Here is a 20771-nt window from a genome sequence, read left to right on the forward strand (position 1 = left end):
CGCGTCGCCTCCTCAGCTCAGCAGCACAATGCCGCCGGGAAGTGTTTTCGCCTTCACGCCGAAGGCCTGCTCGAGCTGGAGGAGAACCTCGTCGATCCGGTCGATGTGAAAGCGGCCGTTGATCAGATGGGCGTTCAGCTCGGCATTGACGACGAAGATCCGGCCCGATCGGTACCTGTTCACCTCCTCCACCACCTTGGGCAAAGGCGTGTAGCGGAAGATCAGCAAACCTTCTTGCCAGGCCGCTTCGACGGCGGGATCGATTGCGACGATGTCGCTCATGCGTCTGCCGTCATAGGCGATCTGCTGCCGTTCGCGAACAATGCGAGCATTCCCCTGATGCTCGACGCGAACCTCGCCGCCGAGACAGGTGACGCGCACCTCGGCTCCGAGGTAGCGCACGTCAAACGAGGCGTGCGTCGCGACCGTTTGACCGCTCGACGCGATCACGGTCACGGGTCTCGAGACCTGCGGGGTGGTTGCGATCGATGCCTGTCCCGAGATCAGCTCGATCCGGCTGGTGTCGCCATGGTCCGGCCGCAGGGCGATGCTGGTTCGTGAGTCCAGGTTGATCGACACGCTGTCGCTCAATGCGAGCTTGCGCTGCTCCCCCGTCCCCGTCCGATAGTCCGCCGCAAGCTCGGACCATGACGGCCAGAGTTCGAGCGGCGGACGCAGCGCCACCGCTCCAGCCGCGACGGCGGCGGTCGCGAGGCCGCCGCGAAGCACTAGCCTGCGCGTCATCACGCGCTTGGCTTCGCCATCCAGCAAGACGCCAAGCGATGCAGGATCGTAGCGGAGATTATGACCGGCGTTGCCGACCGTGTCCCAAAGCTTGCTGGCCTTCGCAAAGGCAATCGCATGAGCTGCGCTCTGGCGGCGCCACGCCTGGAATGCATCGGCATCGTCGACCGTCGCGTCGCCGGACGTCAAGCGCCGCACCCAGGCGTGAGCTTCACGCTCCATTGCGCCGAGCCCCATCGCCGATTTGCCGCCTTTACCCGTCATGCAGACTTGCCTCGCAGCGCACCTCGTCGGCTGCCTCCGCAGCCCGGACGCCCGCTTGTCCAATTGACGTTCGCCATGGCCATAAACCGCACAACTATTTTCCGAGCTTCAATGCGCAATGTTCCTGGGCGAGGCGGAGCTCCTTCTCGACCAAACGCAGCGAGACCCCGAGCCGGTTGGCGATTTCCCGCTGCGGCATCCCCTGAAGGCGCGCCGCCAGCAGGATGACCCGGCGGCGCGGCGTCAGCTCCGCAATCGCCTTCTCCAGCGCCTCGATCTCGAAACGGGCCTCCGCGATCTGGCCGGGCCCCGGGGCGTCGTCCACGATATGCAGCAGATCCTGGACCTCGTTGCGCGCCAAACGCCGTTTCTCGGCCCGCTGCCGGTCGATTGCGACGTTGACGGCCATGCGGAACAGATAGGCCGCCGGGCTTTGCACCGACCCCGCCACCTCGGCCTTCCCGAGACGCACATAGGTGTCCTGCAACGCATCGCTGGCAAGCTCCGCCGATCCCAGACGGCGGCTTAGCCGCAGCTTGAGATCATCGTAACGGGCAGCCAGGAAGCTGCGGAGCATGGTCCGGGTTGCGTCACTCATCGCAGCACGATCAGTTCGCTCCGCCGCTGGTACGGATTGCGTCGATACCGGCGCAGTCCTGCGCCTGCTCGGACGGACGCGGCGCCACGACCATCGTGAGGGGTTGCGAGATGCCCGGCGGAGGCACCTCCTTCATCTTCAATCCGCGAAGGGTGGTCTCGATCGCGCTATCGATGCGCGCATCGCCGCTCTTGCCCAGCAGTCGGGTCTGGTCGACAGTTCCCGTCGGAGCGATCCAGAACTGCACGGCGATCCGGTAACGGCCCGGCCGCAGCGCGCTGTCCCTGCAGAATGCCTCCCGAACGCGCTCCTGCACCACGGCGTAGTAACGGGCACGAAGGACTGGATCGCCCTTTCGCGTATCGACGTCGGCCGTTGTCCGCTGCCCGGCAGCCGGAGACGCGGACACAATCACCACTGCATTCTCCGACACCAGACGGCCGACAAGGCCGGTTCCATCAAGCAGGAGCTGCAAGGCTTCGGAAGGCGCGAAAACGCCCCTCACCTCGCCGGAGACCCGGCCGGTCGCAAGCCGCGCATCGTAAAGCACCTCACGCTTCGACGTGGCGCCGTAACTTTCCAGCGCGGATGTCAGGGGTTGCGACGGAATATCGAAGCTGATGCGCGGAGCAGAAGCAATCGGACTCTCTTGTCCCATCGCGAAATCGGTGCCGGCGCCCAGCACGCAAAGACAGATCAAAACGCACAATCGACGAGCGTCTGAGGGGCGCCCTGCCAAGCCCCTCGAAAGATATCCAATACTCATCGTATCCGCGTCGATTGTTTCCCGGGCGCGCCGCTGTGTCCAATCTGCAACGATAGCGCCGAAGTGTGACAGCGGTGCGTAGGCTGGTGGCGGCGGATGGGGACCGCGCTCCGGGCGGCGGCACTCTTTATTTCTTCAGTTCGGCATAAAGCTGCATCACCCGCTGCGGCAACACCTCGATGCGCGGCACCCGGAGTGCGTAGCGCTCGCCGAAAATGCGATCGAGCTGGGGAAATCTGTCTTCGCCTATCCCAAAAGCGAAAATATCGGTGCCGCGCCGCCGCAGCTGCTGCGCGGCACGGCGCGCGTCCTCCACAAGATATTGTGGGTCGGGCACATCGACGTCGGACGGCTCGCCGTCGGTCAGGACCAGCAGCACCTTCCGGAACGCGCGCCGTTCCGCGAGGTAGCCCCCGGCATGGCGCAACGCCGTGCCCAGCCGGGTGGAATGGCTGCTGCGAAGGCCCGCGAGACGCGATCGAACGACGGCGTCCATCGGCTCCTCAAAGCCCTTGATGCGGAGATAGCGCACGCGCCCGCGGCCATCAGAGCTGAAGCCGTGCACGGCGATCGCATCATCGGCGGCATCGACCGCCGTGGCCATGATCGCGGCCGCCTTGCGCTCGACGTCGAGAACCGTCCGGCCACGGCGGTCACGGTCGGCGGTCGATTGCGACAGGTCCAGCAGCAGCAGAATGGCGAGATCGCGCGGTCCCGGCGCGTCGCGCTGGTAGACCCTGGGCTCGCTGATGCTGCCGGCCCGCCGCTCGATCGTCAGCGCGATCGCCGCGTCGATGTCCAGCGCATCGCCATCGCGCTGGCCCTTGTGCCTGATACGACGGCCGATCGACGCATCGCGGGTCAGCTCCGTGATCCAGCGCATCGCCTCGCCATCCGTCGAAGGATCGAACGGCTGCGCGGAGGCCACCGCATCGGCCTCCAGGATCGTGGTCCAGTCGGCCCGCTCGGTACGCGCCGCATAGTCCCATTCCGGGTAGGTCGCGACCGGAAATCCGTCCAGCAGCGTCACCGCGCCGGCCTTCGCACGCAGCGTCTCGTCCGGCCTTGCGTTGTCGTCGGTCGATTGCCCAGCCGCATCGTCGCGCCGCTCGATGCGCACGGAATCGGCCGCGAGTTCGATCGTCTCGGTCGGACTGTCCGGCTGGTCGCCGAAATCCCACAGCGCCAGATTGTCGTCGCGGTAGGCGGGTTCGACGACATAGCTCTTGGCGTTGAACTGCAGCCGCATCTGCCCGATGTCGTTGCCGAGCAGTCCGCCGATCTCGCGGCTGATGGCCGGATCGGTCCAGCGGTCGGCGGCAGCGGCCAACAGCGTACGTCCTTTGGTCACCCAGGCATCCGGATCCTGGTAGTCCGGATCGATCAGCGCCCGCGCCAACCGCATCATCAGCCCGGCCGCCGTTGCCTGCCCCGATGGCGCTGCGGTGTGGAATGGCATCCAGAGCCGGCGCAGGCCGGGCATCTCGCGCAGCGCCAGCGTCTCGACCCTGGCATCCTCGATCAGCGAGACCAGCGCGATCTGCAGCGCCTTCAATCGCCCCACGGGGAAGCGCACGGTGGAATGCACCAGATGTGCTCCGGCATGCGCGACCGCCGCGAGATAGACAGCGTCCGCCCCCTCGCCCTCGAAGCCGGCAAAGGTCTCCGGCAAGCCGATGAAGCCGGCGGCAAGCGAGGCACGTCGCGGCACCGGCGTCGGTGCAACGGCTAGCTTGCGGAAACGCGGCTTTCTGTTCCACAGCGCGGTCGTGGTCGCGGCGAGGCGCTTCTCCAGCCGTGCAAAATCATCGCCGGTGCGGCCGACCGCGAACAGCCGCATCGACAGCGGATCGTCGAGCGCGAAATAAGCGCGCCGCCGCGCCGCGCGGCTGCCGCTTGCGCGCAGGCCGGCAGAAACCCAGGCGGAAAAATCTTCGCCCCCGGCATGCGCCAGCAATTGCCCCAAGCGGCCGATCGCAAGGCCGACCGATTCCGGACCCATCTCCGCGAGTTGGCCGAGCGCGGCAAGAACGGCGGAGAGTTCGCCGGCGGCCGCGAGCCGCGGCAGCACTTTGGACAGTTCGGTCAGCAACGCATGGGCGACGCGGCTTCCAGCATTGCGGCCGACATCGCCCGCGGCGCGGCCGATCGCGACCAGATCATCGATCGGTCGCTGCGCCGGCCATTGCTCCGATAGGCGCAGAAAGCCCAACACCACGGCCTGGCCGAAATTGGCCGCAAACAGATCGTGCACAGCCTCGTCCCAGGCCGCGACGTGATCGAGTGGACCTGTCCGAAGCAAAGCGGCTCGCGCCGCCTGCACGGCCGAGCCGATGTCATCGTGGCCGCGCAACAGCGCCGCAAGCCGGCGGGCGGATCGGAAGCTCTCGAGCGAACTGATTTGCGCGACCGCCACCTCGAGACTTCCGTTCACGCGCAGGCCGAGATCACGTCGCGCAACGTGTTCCTGGTGTCCGCATCGTCGGTCAGCGGGACCACGATCGTGGTCTCGCACGCCTTTTCGAGGCTGATGCCGCAGCCGATCAAGCGGCCGGCATTGACCAGCATCCGGGTCGAGGCGCCTTCATCAAGCCCCTGGCCTTTCAAATTGCGGCTGTGCTGGGCGATCTTCACCAGCAGATCGGCAAGGTTCGGCTCGATGCCGGCCTCGCGCGACACCACCTCGGTTTCCGCCGACCGGTCGGGGTAGCCGAAATCCAGCGCCGCGAAGCGCTGCTTGGTGGATTCCTTGAGGTCCTTGATCGCGCTCTGGTAGCCCGGATTGTAGGAGATCACGAGCTGGAAGTCGGAATGGGCGTGGATCAACTCGCCACGCTTTTCCAGCGGCAGCACACGACGATCGTCGGTCAGGGGATGGATCACGACCGTCGTGTCCTGACGCGCCTCCACGATCTCGTCGAGATAGCAGATCGCGCCGAGACGCACGGCCGTCGTCAGCGGCCCGTCACTCCACACCGTCCCCTCCGCATCGAGCAGCCAGCGCCCGACCAGATCGGCGGCCGTCATGTCCTCGTGACAGGCGACCGTGATGAGCGGTCGGCCGAGCCGCCAGGCCATGTATTCGATGAAGCGGGTCTTGCCGCAGCCGGTCGGGCCTTTCAGCATCACCGGCATGCGGTTCGCATAGGCTGCACCGAACAGTTCGACCTCATCCTTGAGCGGCCGGTAATACGGCTCCTCCCGGATGCGGTACTGGTCGAGCAGCAAAGCGGAATTGGACAAGCTCACGCCTCCCATGATCACGCAGGCAGCCGTTCGCAACCATTCAAGCTCACGATGCGAGCAGCTCCTTGAGCTTGGTATCGATGAACGCGACATCGACCGGGTTGGTGCCCGGCCCGCCCGCGAAGTGGCCCCAGATCGACGGCACCGGCACGAACTTGGCGTTCGGCATGTTCGCGACCTCGTTCTCGCTGTCTTCGGGCGGGAAGTAGAGATCGGTCTGTCCCGGCATGACATAGGTCTTGGCCTTGATCGCTCGCAGCGCGGCCTTGAAGTCGCCGTTGTAGATCTCGTTGGCGCTGATGTCGCCGTTCTGCCAGGTCCACAGCATGGTCAGCAGATTGTTGGGATCCTTCGGCAGGAAGAAGCCCTCCCAGAACGCCACCAGGAAATCCTCCAGCGACGAATAGCCCATGGTCTTGATGTCGAGCTGCTCGCGATAGAAGGCCTGCGAGAAGCCCCAGCCGGCATAGACCCGCGCGGCGGCACGCAGGCCGCGGGCCGGCTTGTCGGTGTACCAGCCCTCCTTCCACGCGGCATCCGCGGTCAGTGCGGCCTTGACGCCCTCGAGGAACACAAAATTGTGCCGCGAGCATTTGGCCGAGCCGCAGAACGGCGCCAGCAGGTCCATCATGTCGGGATAGAGCGCGCCCCAATGGAACGTCTGCAACGCGCCCATCGACCAGCCGACCACCAGGCGGATGTGCTTGATGCCGAATTTCTCGGTCACCAGCCGGTGCTGGGCCCGCACATTGTCATAAGCCGTCACCTGCGGGAAGCGCGGTCCATTATAAGGTTCCGGCGTGTTGCTCGGCGACGACGACAGGCCGTTGCCCAGCATATTGGGAATGATGATGAAGTATTTCGCCGGATCGAGCGCCATGCCCGATCCGATCAGCCATTCATTGTCGTAGTGCTGGCCGGAGTACCAGGTCGGATAGACGATCACATTGTCCTTGGCCGCATTGAGCTGGCCAAAGGTCTTGTAGGCGAGCTTGCAGTCGCGGATGGTCGCACCGCGCTGCAAGGCCAGATTGCCGAGATCAAAGATCTGATAGTCGACGCTCATTTGAGGTACCCTTCTTGCTTGATCGAGATCGTCGCTTACGCGGGACGCGCTACCTTCTCTGCCGAAGATTCCACCCGTGCGATCGCCCCGTAGACGATACCGGCGACCAGCGCGGCTGAGATCGCAGTGGACAACCCCGGCATCAGATTTTCAACCGCAAAGGCGCACAGCGACCCGATGCCCCAGGCAATGAACGGCTTCGCCCGCCAGTCGACGTCCGCACGCGCGTCGGTTCGCAGCAGGTACTGATCGACCAGAATGATCGCGCCGATCGGCGGCACCAGGATGCCGAGCAGCGACAGCCATTGGATGAAGAACGCCCAGACATTGCCGGCGGCGACGACGATGCCGATGGCGCCGAGGATCACGGCCATCAGGCGCATGTTGGTGCCGAGAATACGCGACCAGCCGGTCGCCGCATTGTACAGGCAGTGCGAGCAGACCGAGCCGAGGTTGGTGTAGAGGAAGATGAACGCAAGAATGCTGAGCCAGGTCAGCTGCTTGCCGTTCATGAAGCCGAACATGTTGTCGACACCGAATGGATTGGCATTCGGCACGGCCAGCGCCGCCGTCATCACGCCGCCGACCAGCATCGCCACCAGATTGGCGAACGGAAACGCGCTGAACGTGGCGAGCAGCGATGCCCGCGAACTGGGCGCCCAGCGGTTGAAGTCCGCCGTCACGGTGCCGGCGTCGATGAACAGCGCCAGCACCACCGTGAGGCCGACGCCCATCGACATGCTGGCGACGCCATTATTGCCGGCATAACCGAAGATCGCCGCTGACGTCGTGGTCGAGGCGGCGTCGGCCGCGACCCAGAGCCCGAGCACGACGAACAGCGGCACCGATGCCAGCCCGATATAGTGCAATCCCTTCACGCCGACGAAGGTGATCGCGATATAGAGCACGCCCGCAACGATGGTCATTGCCACATAGTTGAGGCCGTAGGTCGAGGAGATCAATGCGCCGGTGATGCCGGTCTGCACCGCGTACCAGCCGAGCAGCAAGGTCGACAGCAGGCCCGACGCCAGCACGTAGCCCTTCTTGCCGAACACGATGCTCGCGATCAGCGCGAAGTTCATGCCGCGGCGGGTCCCGATCAGGCCGAGCGCGCCGACATAGGCGAACATGATCAGATTGCCGATGATCATCGCCACCAGCGCATTCTTGAAGCCCATGCCGAGCACCAGCAGCGATCCGGTCATCGCGCCGGTGATGATCATCGGAAAGCCCAGCCACACCATCGTGACCGAGAAGGCGCTGCGCCGGGCGCTGATCGGCACCGGCTCGTGCTCGAATTCGTGGCCGAGAAGATCGTCGATCTGCTCCTCGGTCTGATGAACCAGTCCGTTATTTGCTTGGCTGCTCATGGTAACCCCCGTTTCCCCTTGCAACAGTTTCAGAACCGCGCCGGCGCAAATGATCGCGCCGGCACGGCGCGACTTCTCCGATCAACGATGTGCGACTTTCTGGTTCGGAATGCCCTCGATCGGGCATTCATCGGTCCCGACGGTCGGACGAGTCATGGCTTCAACCATCTCGCGCGTGCCTTCGGGATCCGTGATCCAGTTCTTGTAGAAGGTGTAGGGGCAGACCGCGTGGCCGCGGTCGCCGTCACCGGAATTGATCAGCCCGGTATAGCCGCGGTGCATCAGCTTGAAGAGATGGTTCTGCGACTGCATGTTGCGGCGGGCGTCGCGGATCAGCGACACCGAGAGCTGCGCGTACTGGATGCCGTTCTCCTCGGTGCCGCACTCGCCGAGCGTCCTTCCGTCGAAGCCGATCAGCGCGGAATGGCCGAAGTAGGAATAGACGCCGTCGAAGCCGGAGGCATTGGCGACCGCGACATAGCAGTTGTTGGCCCAGGCCATCGACTTCGAGATCTGGATCTGCTGCTCCTTGGCCGGATACATGTAGCCCTGGCAGCGGACGATCAGCTCGGCGCCGCGCATGGCGCAGTCACGCCATATCTCCGGATAGTTGCCGTCGTCGCAGATGATCAGGCTGATCTTCAGCCCCTTCGGGCCGTCAGAAACATAGGTGCAGTCGCCGGGATACCAGCCCTCGATCGGCACCCACGGCATGATCTTGCGATACTTTTGCACGATCTCGCCCTTGTCGTTCATCAGGATCAGCGTGTTGTACGGCGCCTTGTTGGGATGCTCTTCATGGCGCTCGCCGGTCAGCGAGAACACGCCCCAGACCTTGGCCTTGCGGCAGGCGTCGGCGAAGATGCGGGTCTCCTCGCCCGGCACCGACGACGCGGTCTCGTACATCTCCTTGGAGTCGTACATGATGCCGTGGGTCGAGTATTCCGGGAAGATCACGAGATCCATGCCCGGCAGGCCGAGCTTCATGCCTTCGACCATCTTGGCGATGTTGCGCGCGTTATCCAGCACCTCGGCCTTGGTGTGCAGGCGCGGCATCTTGTAATTGACCACGGCAACGCCGACCGTGTCCTTGCTGCTCGATATGTCTCCATGCAACATGTCTCGACTCCCTTTCCTGATAATTCCCGCTACACGGCCATGTGCAGCTGGATGAGATCATCGGTGAGCTCACCGATCGCGCCCTTGGCGACGACGCGTCCCTTTTCGAGCAGCGCGAAGCGGTGAGACGCACGCCGCGCGAACGCGACATTCTGTTCGACCAGCACGACCGTGATGCCGCGCTCGCGATTGAGACGGGTGATCACGTCCTCGATCTGCTCGACGATGTTCGGCTGGATGCCCTCGGTCGGCTCGTCCAGCAGGATGACCTTGGGCTGGGCCAGCAGCGCACGCGCGATCGCGAGCTGCTGCTGCTGGCCGCCGGAGAGATTGCCGCCATAGCGGTTGAGGAAATCCTTGAGCACCGGGAACAGCTCGAGCACCCACTCCTCGATGCCGTTGGCGGATTTCGCGGCGAAGGTTCCGAGCGTCAGGTTCTCCCGCACGGTGAACTTCGGCAGGATGCCGCGGCCCTGCGGCACATAGGCGATGCCGGCCTTGGCGCGCTGATAGGTCCGCAGCGGCGAGATGTCGGCGCCGTCGAGCGACAGCCGTCCGGTGCAGCGGTCCATCAGGCCGAGGATGCTGCGCATCAGCGTGGTCTTGCCGACGCCGTTGCGGCCGAGCACCGACAGGAACTCGCCATTGCCGACCATCAGGTTGATGCCCTGCAAGGCGCGGCTGTTGCCATAGAAAGCGTCGACGTCGGTCAGCTCAAGCATGGCTGATGCCTCCCGATCCGAGATAAGCGCGGCGCACCTCGGGATGCGCCTCGACTTCCGCCGCGGTGCCCTCAGCCAGCATCTGGCCCATGTGCATGACGGAGATGATGTCGCCGATCGCCTTCACAAAGCCCATGTCGTGCTCGACCACGATCAGCGTGTGCTTGCCCTTCAACCGCGCGAACAGTTCGGCGGTCTTGCGGGTTTCCTGCGCCGTCATGCCCGCGGTCGGCTCGTCCATCAGGATCAGCTCGGCGTCCTGGGCGACCAGCATGCCGATCTCCAGCCACTGGGTCTGGCCGTGCGACAGATAGGCGGCCGGGCGGTCGAGCTGTTCGGTGAGCCCGACCAGTTCGGCAAGCCGCTCGATGTCCTCTCGCCCGGAATTGCCGATATTCCAGCGCAGATTGCCGAGCACGGAGGTGCGGCGGGCGCGCGCCACGTCGAGATTCTCGGAGACCGACAGCTCGCGGAACACGCTCGGTACCTGGAACTTGCGGCCGACGCCGGCGCGGGCGATCTCATATTCCTCGAGGTCCTGCAGCGCGGTGCCGTCAAAGCTGACAGTGCCGGCGCTCGGCTTGACCTTGCCGCAGATGATGTCGAGCGCCGTGGTCTTGCCGGCGCCGTTCGGCCCGATCAGGCAGCGCAGCTCGCCCTTGCGCACGCTCATGTTGAGCGCGTTGAGCGCCTTGAAGCCGTTGAAGCTGACCGAGACGTCGCGGAGATCGAGATGCGAGCTCATGTGCTGCCCTCCGTCTGGCCGACGCCCTGGGCGACGCCGCGGGTCGAGGCCTGTCGGCGCTGCACGATCCAGCGCCAAACGACCTGTGCGAGGCCGGCGAGCCCCTTCGGCAGGAACAGCACGACGAGCACGAACAGCGCGCCCATCACCAGCGTCCAGGTTTCCAGGAACGCCGCGGACTCCGACAACGCCCCCTGCATGCCGGCGACCAGCACGGCACCGAGGAAGGCACCGACCAGGCTCTGCCGGCCACCGACCGCGCACCACACCACCACCGAAAGGGAAAGCTGCACGCCGAGGAAGGTCGGCGAGGCAAACTCCATCACGACGGTGTAGAGCATACCGGCGAGGCCTGCGATCGCAGCCGACAGCGCGAACACGAATATCTGGTAGAGCGCGACGTCGTAGCCGAAGTAGCGCACCCGGCTTTCGTGGTCGCGGATCGCCTGCACGATCAGGCCGGCCTTGGACTTCGTAAAGGCAAAGGCCACCAGCAGGCTGAGCAGCACGCACCCGGCTACGAGATAGTAGGTCGCGCGGCCATAGGCATCGAAGGCGACGCCGAACAACTCGAGCTGGGCGAGATCGGTGATGCCGTTGAAGCCGCCGGTGAAGCTCTGCTGGTCGATGATCACGAGATTGATCACCACCATGGTGGCGAGCGTGATGATCGAGACATAGACGCCGGTGACGCGTCCGCGGAACATGAACCAGCCGAGCGCCGCCGCGACCAGCGCCGGCACGATCAGGCCCGCGGCGATGGCAAAGGACAGCGAGCGGAACGGCTCCCAGAACCATGGCAGGTGCTGGACGTTGTTCCAGACCATGAAGTCCGGCAGGCCACTTGCTCCGGTGTGCACGGGAACGGTCTTGAGCTTCAGCGCCATCGCCATGGCGTAGGAGCCGAGCCCGAAGCTCATCGCCTGGCCGAGATTGAGGATGCCGCCGAATCCCCAGGACAGCCCGAGCGATATCGTGAGGATCCCCAGCACCAGATAACGCGCGACCTTGTTGAGCAGGAAGTCATTGTTGAGCAGCACCGGCAGCGCGAACACGATCGCGCAGACGACAAGTATCGGTGCAAGCTGCGCGATCAGGCGCTGCAATCCGTTGGGGTTAGTAACGTTCGACGGCATGAATGAGCGATCTGTCTCAGGCCCGCACGCGTGCGGTGAAAAGCCCTTCGGGGCGGAAGCGGATGAGGACGACGATGGCGAGCAGCACGATCGCCTTGGCCACCGTATCGTTCTGCAGGAAGGCGATGCCGCCGGAGAGCTCGCCGAGGATGAAGGCACTCGCCACCGTTCCGGCGAGGCTCTGCACGCCGCCGAGCACGACCACCATGAAGGCATCGACCACATAGCCGGTGCCCATGTCGGGCGACACGCTCTTGAGCGGCGACACCAGCGCGCCGGCAAGGCCCGCAAGGCCGGCGCCATAGGCAAAGGTCAGCGCATAGACCCGCTTGGCGTTGATGCCGAACGAGGCGGCAACCGAACGGTCCTGGATGATGGCACGCAGCTTCATCCCGACCGTGGTGCGGTTCATCAGCAGCCAGGTCGCCCCGAACAGCGCGATCGACACCACGAACAGGAACACCCGATAGGACGACACCGGGATCCCGAACACGCTCATGCTGTCGGACAGCGCCGGCGGCAGCTGGACGTAGCGCAATTCGCTTCCGACCATCAGCCGCACCGCCTGCTGCAGCATGATGCCGACACCCCAGGTCGCGAGGATCGTATCCAACGGCCGGTTGTTGAGCAGGCTCAGGACGTAGCGTTCGATGACCCAGCCGAACGCGGCGACCACCAGGAAGATCGGAACCAGGCTCGCCAGCAGGCCGAGCCCGAGATAGGTGTGGAACACCCAGGCCGCGTAAGCGCCGAGCATCACGAACTCGCCATGCGCGAGATTGATGATGCCCATTGAGCCGTAGATGATCGACAGCCCGAGCGCCACCAGCAGCAGGATCGACCCGATGCTGAGGCCGGTGACGATTTGTTCGATGAATTGGTCCACGCCGGGATCCAGTCTTCAATGTTCGTTTGCTGCGCCCTGCCCCTGCCCGATGCGTGCGAGGGGCGGCATTCGTTGCGAGGTGCCGGCCGCCGGCGCCGCACGCCGACGGCCTTGGTCGGCTCCCGTCGTCAGCTCTTCTCGACCAGGCCCTTTTCGGTGCAGGACTGCCCGGGATAGGCCGCGTAAGGCACCGGCTTCAGCCACTCCTTGGCCTCGACGAGAATCTCGAACTGGCCGTTCGACTTCGCCTGGGCGATCTTGGGCCACAGCCAGGTGTGCAGGTTCTCCGGCTCGATCTCGACCTTGCCCTGCGGCGCAATCATGCTTTGGCCCTTGACCGCATCGCGGATGCTCGGCGGCGTCAGGTCGCTGGTCGCAAGCTTCTCGACCGCCTGCTTGAACAGGTAGGTCTGGAAGTAGCAGGCCTCCGACACGAAATGCGTCACCTTGTCGGCGCCCCAGCGCTTCTTGTAGGCCTCGACGAACTTCTCGTTCTCGGGCGATTTGTGCACCATGAAATACGGCGCCGAGGTGAAGTGACCGGCGGCGGCCTCGCCGCCCATCGCCGCGACCTCGTTCTCCGACGTGGTCAGGCTCGCCATCGGCATCTTCTCCGGATCGAGGCCGGCAGCCTTGTATTGGCGATGCAGTGCGACCACGGAATCGCCGACCACGGTGGAGAAGATCACGTTCGGCTGGGTCGAGCGGATCTTGTTGATGACGGAGGAGAATTCGGAATGGCCGAGCGGCACATATTCTTCCGCCACGACCTCGCCGCCGAGCTTCTCGAGCAGCTTCTTGCAGTAATTGTTCTCTTCCTTCGGATAGATGTAGTTGGATCCGATCAGGTAGAACTTCTTGCCGAACTTCTTGACCAGCCAGGGCACGAACTCGTCCTGCTGCTGGTTCGGCACCGCGCCGGTGTAGATCACGTTCTTCGAGCACTCGCGGCCTTCATAGAGCGTCGGGTACCAATAGAGATTGTTCTGGCGCTCGAACACCGGAAGCACCGCCTTGCGGCTCGCCGAGGTGTAGGAGCCGAACACGCTGACACATTTGTCGCCGACGACGAGCTTGCGCGCCTTCTCCGAGAACGTCGCCGGATCGGACGCAGGATCCTCGACGATAGGCACGATCTTGCTGCCCTTGATGCCGCCTGCGGCGTTGATTTCCTCGATCGCGAGCAGCGTCGCCTTGTTCAGCGACTCCTCGATGATCGCGGTCGTTCCGGTCAGCGAGAACAGCACGCCGACCTTGATCTCGCCGCCAGCGGCGTAAGCGAGGTCGGCATTCTTGATCCAGATGTGCGGCAGTCCGGCGCCGGCAAACGCGCCAAGCGCCGCGGTATTCCTCAGCAAAGTCCGCCGTGAAATGCTCATCCCTTGCTCCCTTCAGGACTGAAAAAACAAAAAGCCCTCCCGATGCGCGCTGACGCGAGCATTGGGAGGGCTTTGTTGCCGGTTGTGTCGAAGGCGGCGCTGTCGCCGCCGGCCCCGCTATTGGGGCTTACTGTTGATGATCGTAGCCAAGCAGTTCGAACGAGTCAACAATCGCCGCAGCGACTGCGCTTGCGGACACGCGACGATCCATCGCCTGCCGTCTGATGAAGCCATAGGCTTCGGTTTCCGGCATCTGTCGCGTCGCCATCAGGATGGCCTTGGCGCGTTCCACCGTGCGCATCGAGCGCAGATTGTCGTCGAGCTTCTCGATCTTGCTGCGCAGCCGCCGTTCATAACCGAACTGGCTGCGCGCCAGCACGAGGCTCGACAACACCGCATTCTGCGTGAATGGCCGCGGCAGCACCGCGTTCGGCGTCGCATGACACAGTGCGTCGGCGTGAACGGTTTCCGTCGCCGGCAGGATCACGACCAGCGCCGAACGCGCATCGCCGGGAATCCACGGCAACCGCCGCGCCAGGTCGGGTGAATATTCGCAATACACCACGTCGGCATCGGCCGGCACGCTCTCCGGCATCGGCCAGACCTGACGGACCCGCATCCTGAACCGCTGCAACTCCCGCAGCAGCATGCCGACCTGATCGTCGACCGGCGCGACTACGACGGCCGACAGATCGGCGAGTTCCTGAACCATGGTCTTGCGTCCGCCGACGTCTCGGCTCAGCGACGGCTTACGCGACATCTCGTTCATTGGACGCTTCCTGTTTGCGTTGCACGACCATATCCGATCAGGAACGGATCCGCATGCACCGGCTCTTTTGACTGACTGACAACGTCGAACTGCCCCTGGCGGTTGGCGCGCCCGATGCGGGTCCACAGATCAGTATGGCCCGACATCGGGTTGACTGTCACCGCACCTTGCGGTGCATCAAAGCTGGTGCCGAACACCATGGAGCGCAGCACCTCGGTGTCGAGCGAATTGACCTGCTCGAGCGCTTTGGCAAACAGATGCAGCTGGAAATAGGACGCCTCGGCACACATGTTGGTCGAGATGTCGGCGCCGAACCGCTTCTTGAAGCGCTGCACAAACGCGTTGTTGGCGCTGCCCTCGACGCCCTGGAAGTACGACGCCGCCGTGACGTGTCCCTCGCCGACGTCGAAGCCCATGGCTGCGATCTCCGCTTCCGTCGTGGTCAGGCTGGCGATCGGCACCTGCTTGGGATCGAGCCCGACATTGGCATAGGCCTGATAGAGAAACACCGTGCCCTCGCCGACGACGGTCGAGAAGATCACGTCGGGCCTGACCCGCTTGATGTCCTGGATGATCGGCACGAAATCCTGCCAGCGCGCATAGACATTGACATAGCGCTCGCCCACGACAGAGCCGCCGTTGCTCTTCAGCAGTTCCCGCATCACCCGGTTGGATTCGCGCGGGTAGATGTAATCCGACCCGACGAAATAGAACCGCGTTCCGAACGTATCCATCAGATAGCGGCACAACGCGAGGCTGTTCTGGTTCGGCGAGGCGCCGGTGTAGATCACGTTCGGCGATGCCTCGAAGCCTTCGTAGAGCGTCGGATACCAGAGCAGGCCGTTCAGCCGCTCGACCACCGGCAGCACGGCCTTGCGGCTCGATGAGGTGTAGCAGCCGAAGATGGTGCTGACCTGATCCTCGACCATCAGCCGCTTGGCGTAATGGCCGTAGGCGGCCGAATCCGATCCGGGGTCGTAAGCAACGGGAACCAGCTCGCGGCCGCAGACGCCGCCGGCTTCGTTGACCTCTTCGATCGCGAGTTGCGTGCCCTGATACTGGGTCTCCTCGATCACCGACATGAAGCCGGTGCGCGAGAACAGCACTCCTATCCGCCACGGAGCGGATGTCGTTTGGGTAGGGTTCGACATGATCAGGCCCTCGACAGAATTGGAGGGACGAGAGGGATTATTGCTCTTGTTGCTCTCGAACAGCTTTGCCGGGAGCGGAAGATTGCATGTCGTCTGCCGCGAGACAAGGACCCTGGCCGCTCATCCTGTCAGCGAAGCTGACGCGAAAGCAGGCAGCGGCGGCGGAATAAAGGTGCAGCGCTCCACCCGGATATCTATCTCCGGTAGACCTGCGATCGATTTCCCGTATCAAGGCGTGTCCGGTCACCTCGCGTCCATCAACCGGAAGGTTGACGGCCGCGAAGAGATCTCGCGCTATCCTTCGCCGTCAGCGCAGGCTCGGCAGATCGAGCCCGTTGGCGCGGGCGCATTCGATCGCCGTCTCGTAACCGGCATCGGCGTGCCGCATGACGCCGGTCGCCGGGTCGTTCCACAGCACGCGCTCGAGCCGGCGCGCCGCTTCCGGCGTGCCGTCCGCGACGATCACCATGCCGGCGTGCTGCGAATAACCGATGCCGACGCCGCCGCCATGATGCAGCGACACCCAGGTGGCGCCGCTCGCACAATTGAGCAGCGCATTGAGCAACGGCCAATCGGACACCGCATCGGAGCCGTCGCGCATCGCCTCGGTCTCGCGGTTCGGGCTCGCCACCGAGCCGCTGTCGAGATGATCGCGGCCGATCACGATCGGCGCCTTGAGCTCGCCCCGCGCCACCATCTCGTTGAAGGCAAGGCCAAGCCGATGACGGTCGCCGAGCCCGACCCAGCAGATCCGCGCCGGCAGCCCCTGAAACTTGATGCGCGCCTTGGCCATGTCGAGCCAGTTGTGCAGATGGCCGTCGTTGGGCATCAGTTCCTTGACCTTGGCATCGGTCTTGAAGATGTCCTCGGGATCGCCCGACAGCGCCGCCCAGCGGAACGGACCGACGCCGCGGCAGAACAGCGGCCGGATATAGGCCGGAACGAAGCCCGGAAAATCGAACGCCTGCTTCAGGCCCATGTCCTTCGCCATCTGGCGGATGTTGTTGCCGTAGTCGAGCGTCGGGATTCCCTGCGCGTGAAAATCCAGCATCGCCTGGACATGATCGACCATCGAGGTCTTGGCTGCCGTCTCGACCGCCTTCGGATCGGCAGCGCGCCGCGCTTCCCATTCGGCAAGCGTCCACCCCTTGGGCAGATAGCCGTTGATCGGATCATGCGCGCTGGTCTGGTCGGTGACGATGTCCGGACGCACGCCGCGCCGCACCAGCTCGGGAAAGATCTCGGCCGCATTACCGAGCAGGCCGACCGAGACAGGCTTCCCGCTCTTCGCCGCGTCGGCAATGATGGCGAGGGCTTCGTCGAGCGTCGCGGCCTGACGGTCGAGGTAGCCCGTGCGCAGCCGCATCTCGATGCGGCTCGGCTGACATTCGACCGCGAGCATCGAAGCGCCGGCCATGGTCGCCGCCAGCGGCTGCGCACCACCCATGCCACCAAGGCCCGCCGTCAGAATCCATTTGCCGGCGAGACTGCCGCCATAGTGCCGGCGGCCGACCTCGACGAACGTCTCATAGGTCCCCTGCACGATCCCCTGGCTGCCGATATAGATCCAGGAGCCGGCCGTCATCTGGCCGTACATCATCAGGCCCTGGCGATCGAGCTCGTTGAAATGATCGAGCGTCGCCCAATGCGGCACCAGGTTCGAGTTCGCGATCAGCACGCGTGGCGCGTCGGCATGGGTGCGGAAAATGCCGACCGGCTTGCCGGATTGCACGAGCAGCGTCTGATCGCCCTCGAGCTTGCGCAAGGAGGCCGCGATCCGGTCAAAGCTCTCCCAGTCGCGCGCCGCACGGCCGATGCCGCCATAGACCACGAGCTCGCTCGGACGCTCGGCAACGTCGGGATCCAGATTGTTCATCAGCATGCGCAGCGGCGCTTCGGTCAGCCAGCTCTTCGCGCTGATGTCGCTGCCGCGGGGTGCACGGATGATGCGTTCGTTATCCAGTCGGCGGTTCATGACGGGTGTCCTGTCGGCTAAGCAAGTTTTGGAAACGGATCGGTCGAAAGGACGGCGATCGCGGCGGCGGGCAACGCATCGGCTTCGATCAGCGACGCTGCCCGCGCGATATCATCGGCCATGTAACGGTCGGCGGCGAGCGCGGAAACCTGCTCGCGCAGCGCGGCAATGACCGCGGCGAGCGGTGCACTCGTCGAATGCGGCGCGCGCAGCGTGATGCCTTGCGCAGAAACCAGCAGCTCGATGCCGAGGATGGCCGCAAGATTGTCGGCCATATCGGACAGCCGGCGCGCGGCATGCGCGGCCATCGAGACGTGATCCTCCTGGTTGGCGCTGGTCGGCGTCGAATCGATCGAGCACGGCATCGCGCGCTGCTTGTTCTCGGCGAAGAGCGCGGCGGCCGTCACCTCGGCGATCATGAAGCCGGAATTGATGCCGGGCTGCGGCGTCAGGAACGGCGGCAAGCCGAAGTTCAGCGCGGGGTCGACGAGGGTCGCGATGCGGCGCTCGCTGGTGGCGCCGATCTCGGAGAGCGCAAGGGCGATCTGGTCGGCGGCGAACGCGACCGGTTCAGCATGGAAATTGCCGCCTGACACGATCTCGCCGGTCTCGACCAGGACCAGCGGGTTGTCGGTGACGGCATTGGCTTCAATGGTCAGTCCGCGCGCGGCCTGCGCGAGCAGATCGAGCAGGGCGCCTGCGACCTGCGGCTGGCAGCGCAGGCAATAAGGGTCCTGCACGCGCTCGTCGCCTTCGAGATGCGATTGCCTGATGTCGCTGCCGTCGAGCAGTGCCATCAAGGTCGCGGCCGCAGCGATCTGTCCGTCATGGCCGCGCAAGGCCTGGATCTCGGGGCGAAACGGCACGGTGGACGCCATCGCCGCATCGACCGACAGCGCACCGGTCACCAGTGCGGCGCACGCCAGCCGGTGCGCGCGCAGCAGGCCGGAAATCGCGTAGGCGGTGCAGAACTGCGTGCCGTTGATCAGCGCGAGCCCCTCCTTCGGACCGAGCGTCAACGGCGCGAGGCCGGCCGCGGCAAGCGCCTCACCGCCGGGGACGACCTTGCCGTCAAGGATCGCCTGGCCCTCCCCGATCATCACGGCGGTCATATGCGCCAGCGGCGCGAGATCGCCGGAGGCACCAACCGAGCCTTGCTGGGGCACCAGCGGCGTGACGCCGTGCGCCAGCATGCCCTGCAACTGCTCGATGACGTCGCGACGCACGCCGGACGCGCCGCGGCCGAGCGAGATCACTTTCAACGCCATCATCAGCCGCACGATCGGCTCTGATGTCGCCGGGCCCACGCCGCAGCAATGCGACAGGATCAGGTTGCGCTGAAGCAGCGCGGTCTGGTCGGGCGCGATCCGCGTCGACGCCAGCTTGCCGAAACCGGTATTGATACCGTAGGCGGGAACGTCGATCTGCGCCGCCTTCGCCACGATCGACGCGGCCGCCTCCACGCGCGGCCAGAACGAAGGATCGAGCACGACGGGCGCGCCGGCGAGCACGCGCGCCAGGATGTCGAGGCCGACGGTGCCGGGCGTCACGACGACAGGCGCGGCAGGCACGTTCATTGTCCCCTCCACACCCTGCTGTGCAGCGGATTGAAGCCGATGCGGTAGACCAGCTCGGCGGGGCGCTCGATGTCCCAGATCGCCAGATCGCAGCGTTTGCCGGCTTCGAGCGTGCCGGTCTCGGCGAGCATGCCGAGCGCACGCGCCCCTTCCCGCGTCACGCCAGTGAGGCATTCGGCGACGGTCATCCGGAACAGCGTTGCGGCCATGTTCATGGTCAGCAACAACGAGGTCAGTGGCGAACTGCCGGGATTGCAGTCGGTCGCCAGCGCCATCGGCACGCCATGCCTGCGGAACAGCTCGACCGGCGGCTTCTGCGTCTCGCGAATGAAATAGAATGCACCGGGCAGCAGTACCGCCACCGTCCCCGCCTTCGCCATCGCGACGGCGCCGGCCTCGTCGGTATGCTCGAGATGATCGGCCGACAGCGCCGAGAAGCTTGCGGCGAGCGCCGCGCCGCCGAGATTGGACAACTGATCGGCATGCAGCTTGACCGGCAGTCCAAGCGCACGCGCCGCCTCAAACACAAGCGCCGTCTGCTCTCCCGAAAATGCGATGCCTTCCATGAAACCGTCGACGGCATCGGCGAGGCCGGCTTTCGCAACCGCCGGCAGCATCTCGTTGCAGACGAGGTCGATATAACGGTCCTTGTCGCCATTGGCTTCTAGCGGCAGCGCGTGCGCGCCGAGGAACGACGTGCGGATCGCAACCGGCCGCTTGCGGCCGAGGCTGCGCGCGGCCGCAAGCTGCCGCATCTCGGTCTCGGCATCGAGGCCATAGCCGGACTTGATCTCGACGGTGGTTGCGCCTTCACCGATCAGCGCGTCGAGCCGCGGCAGCGCGCCGGCGACCAGCTCGGCCTCGGCCGCCTTGCGCGTCGCAGCGACGGTCGAGACGATGCCGCCGCCCGCGCGTGCGATCTCCTCGTAGCTCGCGCCCTTCAGGCGCAGCTCGAATTCGTGCGCGCGATTGCCGCCGAAGACGAGATGGGTGTGGCAATCGACCAGCCCGGGCGTGATCCAGCGGCCGCCGCAATCGATCCGTTCGACGGCGGCCGCATCCACCGGAAAATCCGACTGCGCGCCCGCATAGACGATGCGGCCGTCCCGCGCCGCGATCAGGCCCTGCTCGATCTCGCCGAGATCGGCGCGGTCGCCGCGCATCGTGGCGAGGCGGGCGTTGTGCCAGATGCGGTCGAAGCGCTCTGCCATGCGATCGTCCCCTCGAGGTGGGATGCTTGACTTATATGTCTAGACAT

18 protein-coding genes are annotated in these 20771 nt (G+C 65.0%); all 18 read right to left on the bottom strand.

All coding sequences use genetic code 11. The annotated features are described in order from the left end of the window. Positions 1-12: 12 nt before the first annotated feature. Complete coding sequence (locus BI327_RS38390) at positions 13-1008, bottom strand: FecR family protein (protein WP_076866832.1); 996 nt, start codon at positions 1006-1008, stop codon at positions 13-15. A 94-nt stretch (positions 1009-1102) separates the two neighbouring features. After that, positions 1103-1585, bottom strand: coding sequence for an RNA polymerase sigma factor (locus BI327_RS38395; protein WP_245335061.1), 483 nt, complete (start codon positions 1583-1585; stop codon positions 1103-1105). A gap of 31 nt (positions 1586-1616) precedes the next feature. Further along, a complete protein-coding gene (locus tag BI327_RS38400; protein WP_076866836.1) occupies positions 1617-2291 on the bottom strand; it encodes a TonB C-terminal domain-containing protein in 675 nt (224 codons plus the stop codon). A gap of 208 nt (positions 2292-2499) precedes the next feature. Then, positions 2500-4788 (bottom strand): nitric oxide reductase activation protein NorD, encoded by a 2289-nt coding sequence (locus BI327_RS38405; protein ID WP_076866930.1) that lies wholly within the window; start codon positions 4786-4788, stop codon positions 2500-2502. 14 nt (positions 4789-4802) lie between these two features. Continuing rightward, positions 4803-5615 carry a CbbQ/NirQ/NorQ/GpvN family protein gene (locus BI327_RS38410; RefSeq protein WP_283807840.1) on the bottom strand — a complete coding sequence of 271 codons (813 nt, stop codon included), beginning with the start codon at positions 5613-5615 and terminating at the stop codon, positions 4803-4805. Between the two features lie 49 nt (positions 5616-5664). Further along, on the bottom strand, positions 5665-6684 hold the full coding sequence (locus tag BI327_RS38415) for an alpha/beta fold hydrolase (protein WP_076866838.1): 1020 nt from the start codon (positions 6682-6684) through the stop codon (positions 5665-5667). 35 nt (positions 6685-6719) lie between these two features. Next, positions 6720-8054 (bottom strand): purine-cytosine permease family protein, encoded by a 1335-nt coding sequence (locus BI327_RS38420; protein WP_076866839.1) that lies wholly within the window; start codon positions 8052-8054, stop codon positions 6720-6722. 81 nt (positions 8055-8135) lie between these two features. Continuing rightward, entirely contained in the window at positions 8136-9173 is a 1038-nt protein-coding gene (locus BI327_RS38425; RefSeq protein ID WP_028331418.1) for an aliphatic amidase, read from the bottom strand. 29 nt (positions 9174-9202) lie between these two features. Further along, positions 9203-9895 carry an urea ABC transporter ATP-binding subunit UrtE gene (gene urtE / locus BI327_RS38430; RefSeq protein WP_076866840.1) on the bottom strand — a complete coding sequence of 231 codons (693 nt, stop codon included), beginning with the start codon at positions 9893-9895 and terminating at the stop codon, positions 9203-9205. Next, positions 9888-10640: an urea ABC transporter ATP-binding protein UrtD gene (gene urtD / locus BI327_RS38435; protein ID WP_076866841.1), complete on the bottom strand. Its 753-nt coding sequence runs from the start codon at positions 10638-10640 to the stop codon at positions 9888-9890. The genes urtE and urtD overlap by 8 nt, the downstream gene beginning before the upstream one ends. Next, a complete protein-coding gene (gene urtC / locus BI327_RS38440) occupies positions 10637-11776 on the bottom strand; it encodes an urea ABC transporter permease subunit UrtC (RefSeq protein WP_076866842.1) in 1140 nt (379 codons plus the stop codon). The genes urtD and urtC overlap by 4 nt, the downstream gene beginning before the upstream one ends. Positions 11777-11792: 16 nt before the next feature. Next, complete coding sequence (gene urtB / locus BI327_RS38445) at positions 11793-12662, bottom strand: urea ABC transporter permease subunit UrtB (protein ID WP_076866843.1); 870 nt, start codon at positions 12660-12662, stop codon at positions 11793-11795. Positions 12663-12790: 128 nt separating this feature from the next. After that, complete coding sequence (locus BI327_RS38450; RefSeq protein WP_076866844.1) at positions 12791-14041, bottom strand: transporter substrate-binding domain-containing protein; 1251 nt, start codon at positions 14039-14041, stop codon at positions 12791-12793. Between the two features lie 127 nt (positions 14042-14168). Next, positions 14169-14810: an ANTAR domain-containing response regulator gene (locus BI327_RS38455; RefSeq protein ID WP_016845707.1), complete on the bottom strand. Its 642-nt coding sequence runs from the start codon at positions 14808-14810 to the stop codon at positions 14169-14171. Further along, complete coding sequence (locus BI327_RS38460; protein ID WP_076866845.1) at positions 14807-15961, bottom strand: transporter substrate-binding domain-containing protein; 1155 nt, start codon at positions 15959-15961, stop codon at positions 14807-14809. The genes BI327_RS38455 and BI327_RS38460 overlap by 4 nt, the downstream gene beginning before the upstream one ends. A gap of 307 nt (positions 15962-16268) precedes the next feature. Then, complete coding sequence (gene hutU / locus BI327_RS38465) at positions 16269-17936, bottom strand: urocanate hydratase (protein WP_076866846.1); 1668 nt, start codon at positions 17934-17936, stop codon at positions 16269-16271. Between the two features lie 17 nt (positions 17937-17953). Further along, positions 17954-19513: a histidine ammonia-lyase gene (gene hutH / locus BI327_RS38470; protein WP_076866847.1), complete on the bottom strand. Its 1560-nt coding sequence runs from the start codon at positions 19511-19513 to the stop codon at positions 17954-17956. Further along, positions 19510-20724: an imidazolonepropionase gene (hutI, locus tag BI327_RS38475; RefSeq protein WP_076866848.1), complete on the bottom strand. Its 1215-nt coding sequence runs from the start codon at positions 20722-20724 to the stop codon at positions 19510-19512. The genes hutH and hutI overlap by 4 nt, the downstream gene beginning before the upstream one ends. Positions 20725-20771: the final 47 nt, after the last annotated feature.

This window comes from Bradyrhizobium mercantei, from assembly GCF_001982635.1.
In the GTDB taxonomy this organism is placed as follows: Bacteria; Pseudomonadota; Alphaproteobacteria; order Rhizobiales; family Xanthobacteraceae; genus Bradyrhizobium; species Bradyrhizobium mercantei.

Coding starts and splice junctions, on each gene's coding strand:
- hutI (WP_076866848.1), bottom strand. CDS start 20,724: ATGGCAGAGCGCTTCGACCGCATCTGGCACAACGCCCGCCTCGCCACG.
- BI327_RS38415 (WP_076866838.1), bottom strand. CDS start 6,684: ATGAGCGTCGACTATCAGATCTTTGATCTCGGCAATCTGGCCTTGCAG.
- BI327_RS38395 (WP_245335061.1), bottom strand. CDS start 1,585: ATGCTCCGCAGCTTCCTGGCTGCCCGTTACGATGATCTCAAGCTGCGG.
- hutH (WP_076866847.1), bottom strand. CDS start 19,513: ATGAACGTGCCTGCCGCGCCTGTCGTCGTGACGCCCGGCACCGTCGGC.
- BI327_RS38425 (WP_028331418.1), bottom strand. CDS start 9,173: ATGTTGCATGGAGACATATCGAGCAGCAAGGACACGGTCGGCGTTGCC.
- urtE (WP_076866840.1), bottom strand. CDS start 9,895: ATGCTTGAGCTGACCGACGTCGACGCTTTCTATGGCAACAGCCGCGCC.
- urtC (WP_076866842.1), bottom strand. CDS start 11,776: ATGCCGTCGAACGTTACTAACCCCAACGGATTGCAGCGCCTGATCGCG.
- BI327_RS38390 (WP_076866832.1), bottom strand. CDS start 1,008: ATGACGGGTAAAGGCGGCAAATCGGCGATGGGGCTCGGCGCAATGGAG.
- urtD (WP_076866841.1), bottom strand. CDS start 10,640: ATGAGCTCGCATCTCGATCTCCGCGACGTCTCGGTCAGCTTCAACGGC.
- hutU (WP_076866846.1), bottom strand. CDS start 17,936: ATGAACCGCCGACTGGATAACGAACGCATCATCCGTGCACCCCGCGGC.
- BI327_RS38460 (WP_076866845.1), bottom strand. CDS start 15,961: ATGTCGAACCCTACCCAAACGACATCCGCTCCGTGGCGGATAGGAGTG.
- BI327_RS38420 (WP_076866839.1), bottom strand. CDS start 8,054: ATGAGCAGCCAAGCAAATAACGGACTGGTTCATCAGACCGAGGAGCAG.
- BI327_RS38455 (WP_016845707.1), bottom strand. CDS start 14,810: ATGAACGAGATGTCGCGTAAGCCGTCGCTGAGCCGAGACGTCGGCGGA.
- BI327_RS38450 (WP_076866844.1), bottom strand. CDS start 14,041: ATGAGCATTTCACGGCGGACTTTGCTGAGGAATACCGCGGCGCTTGGC.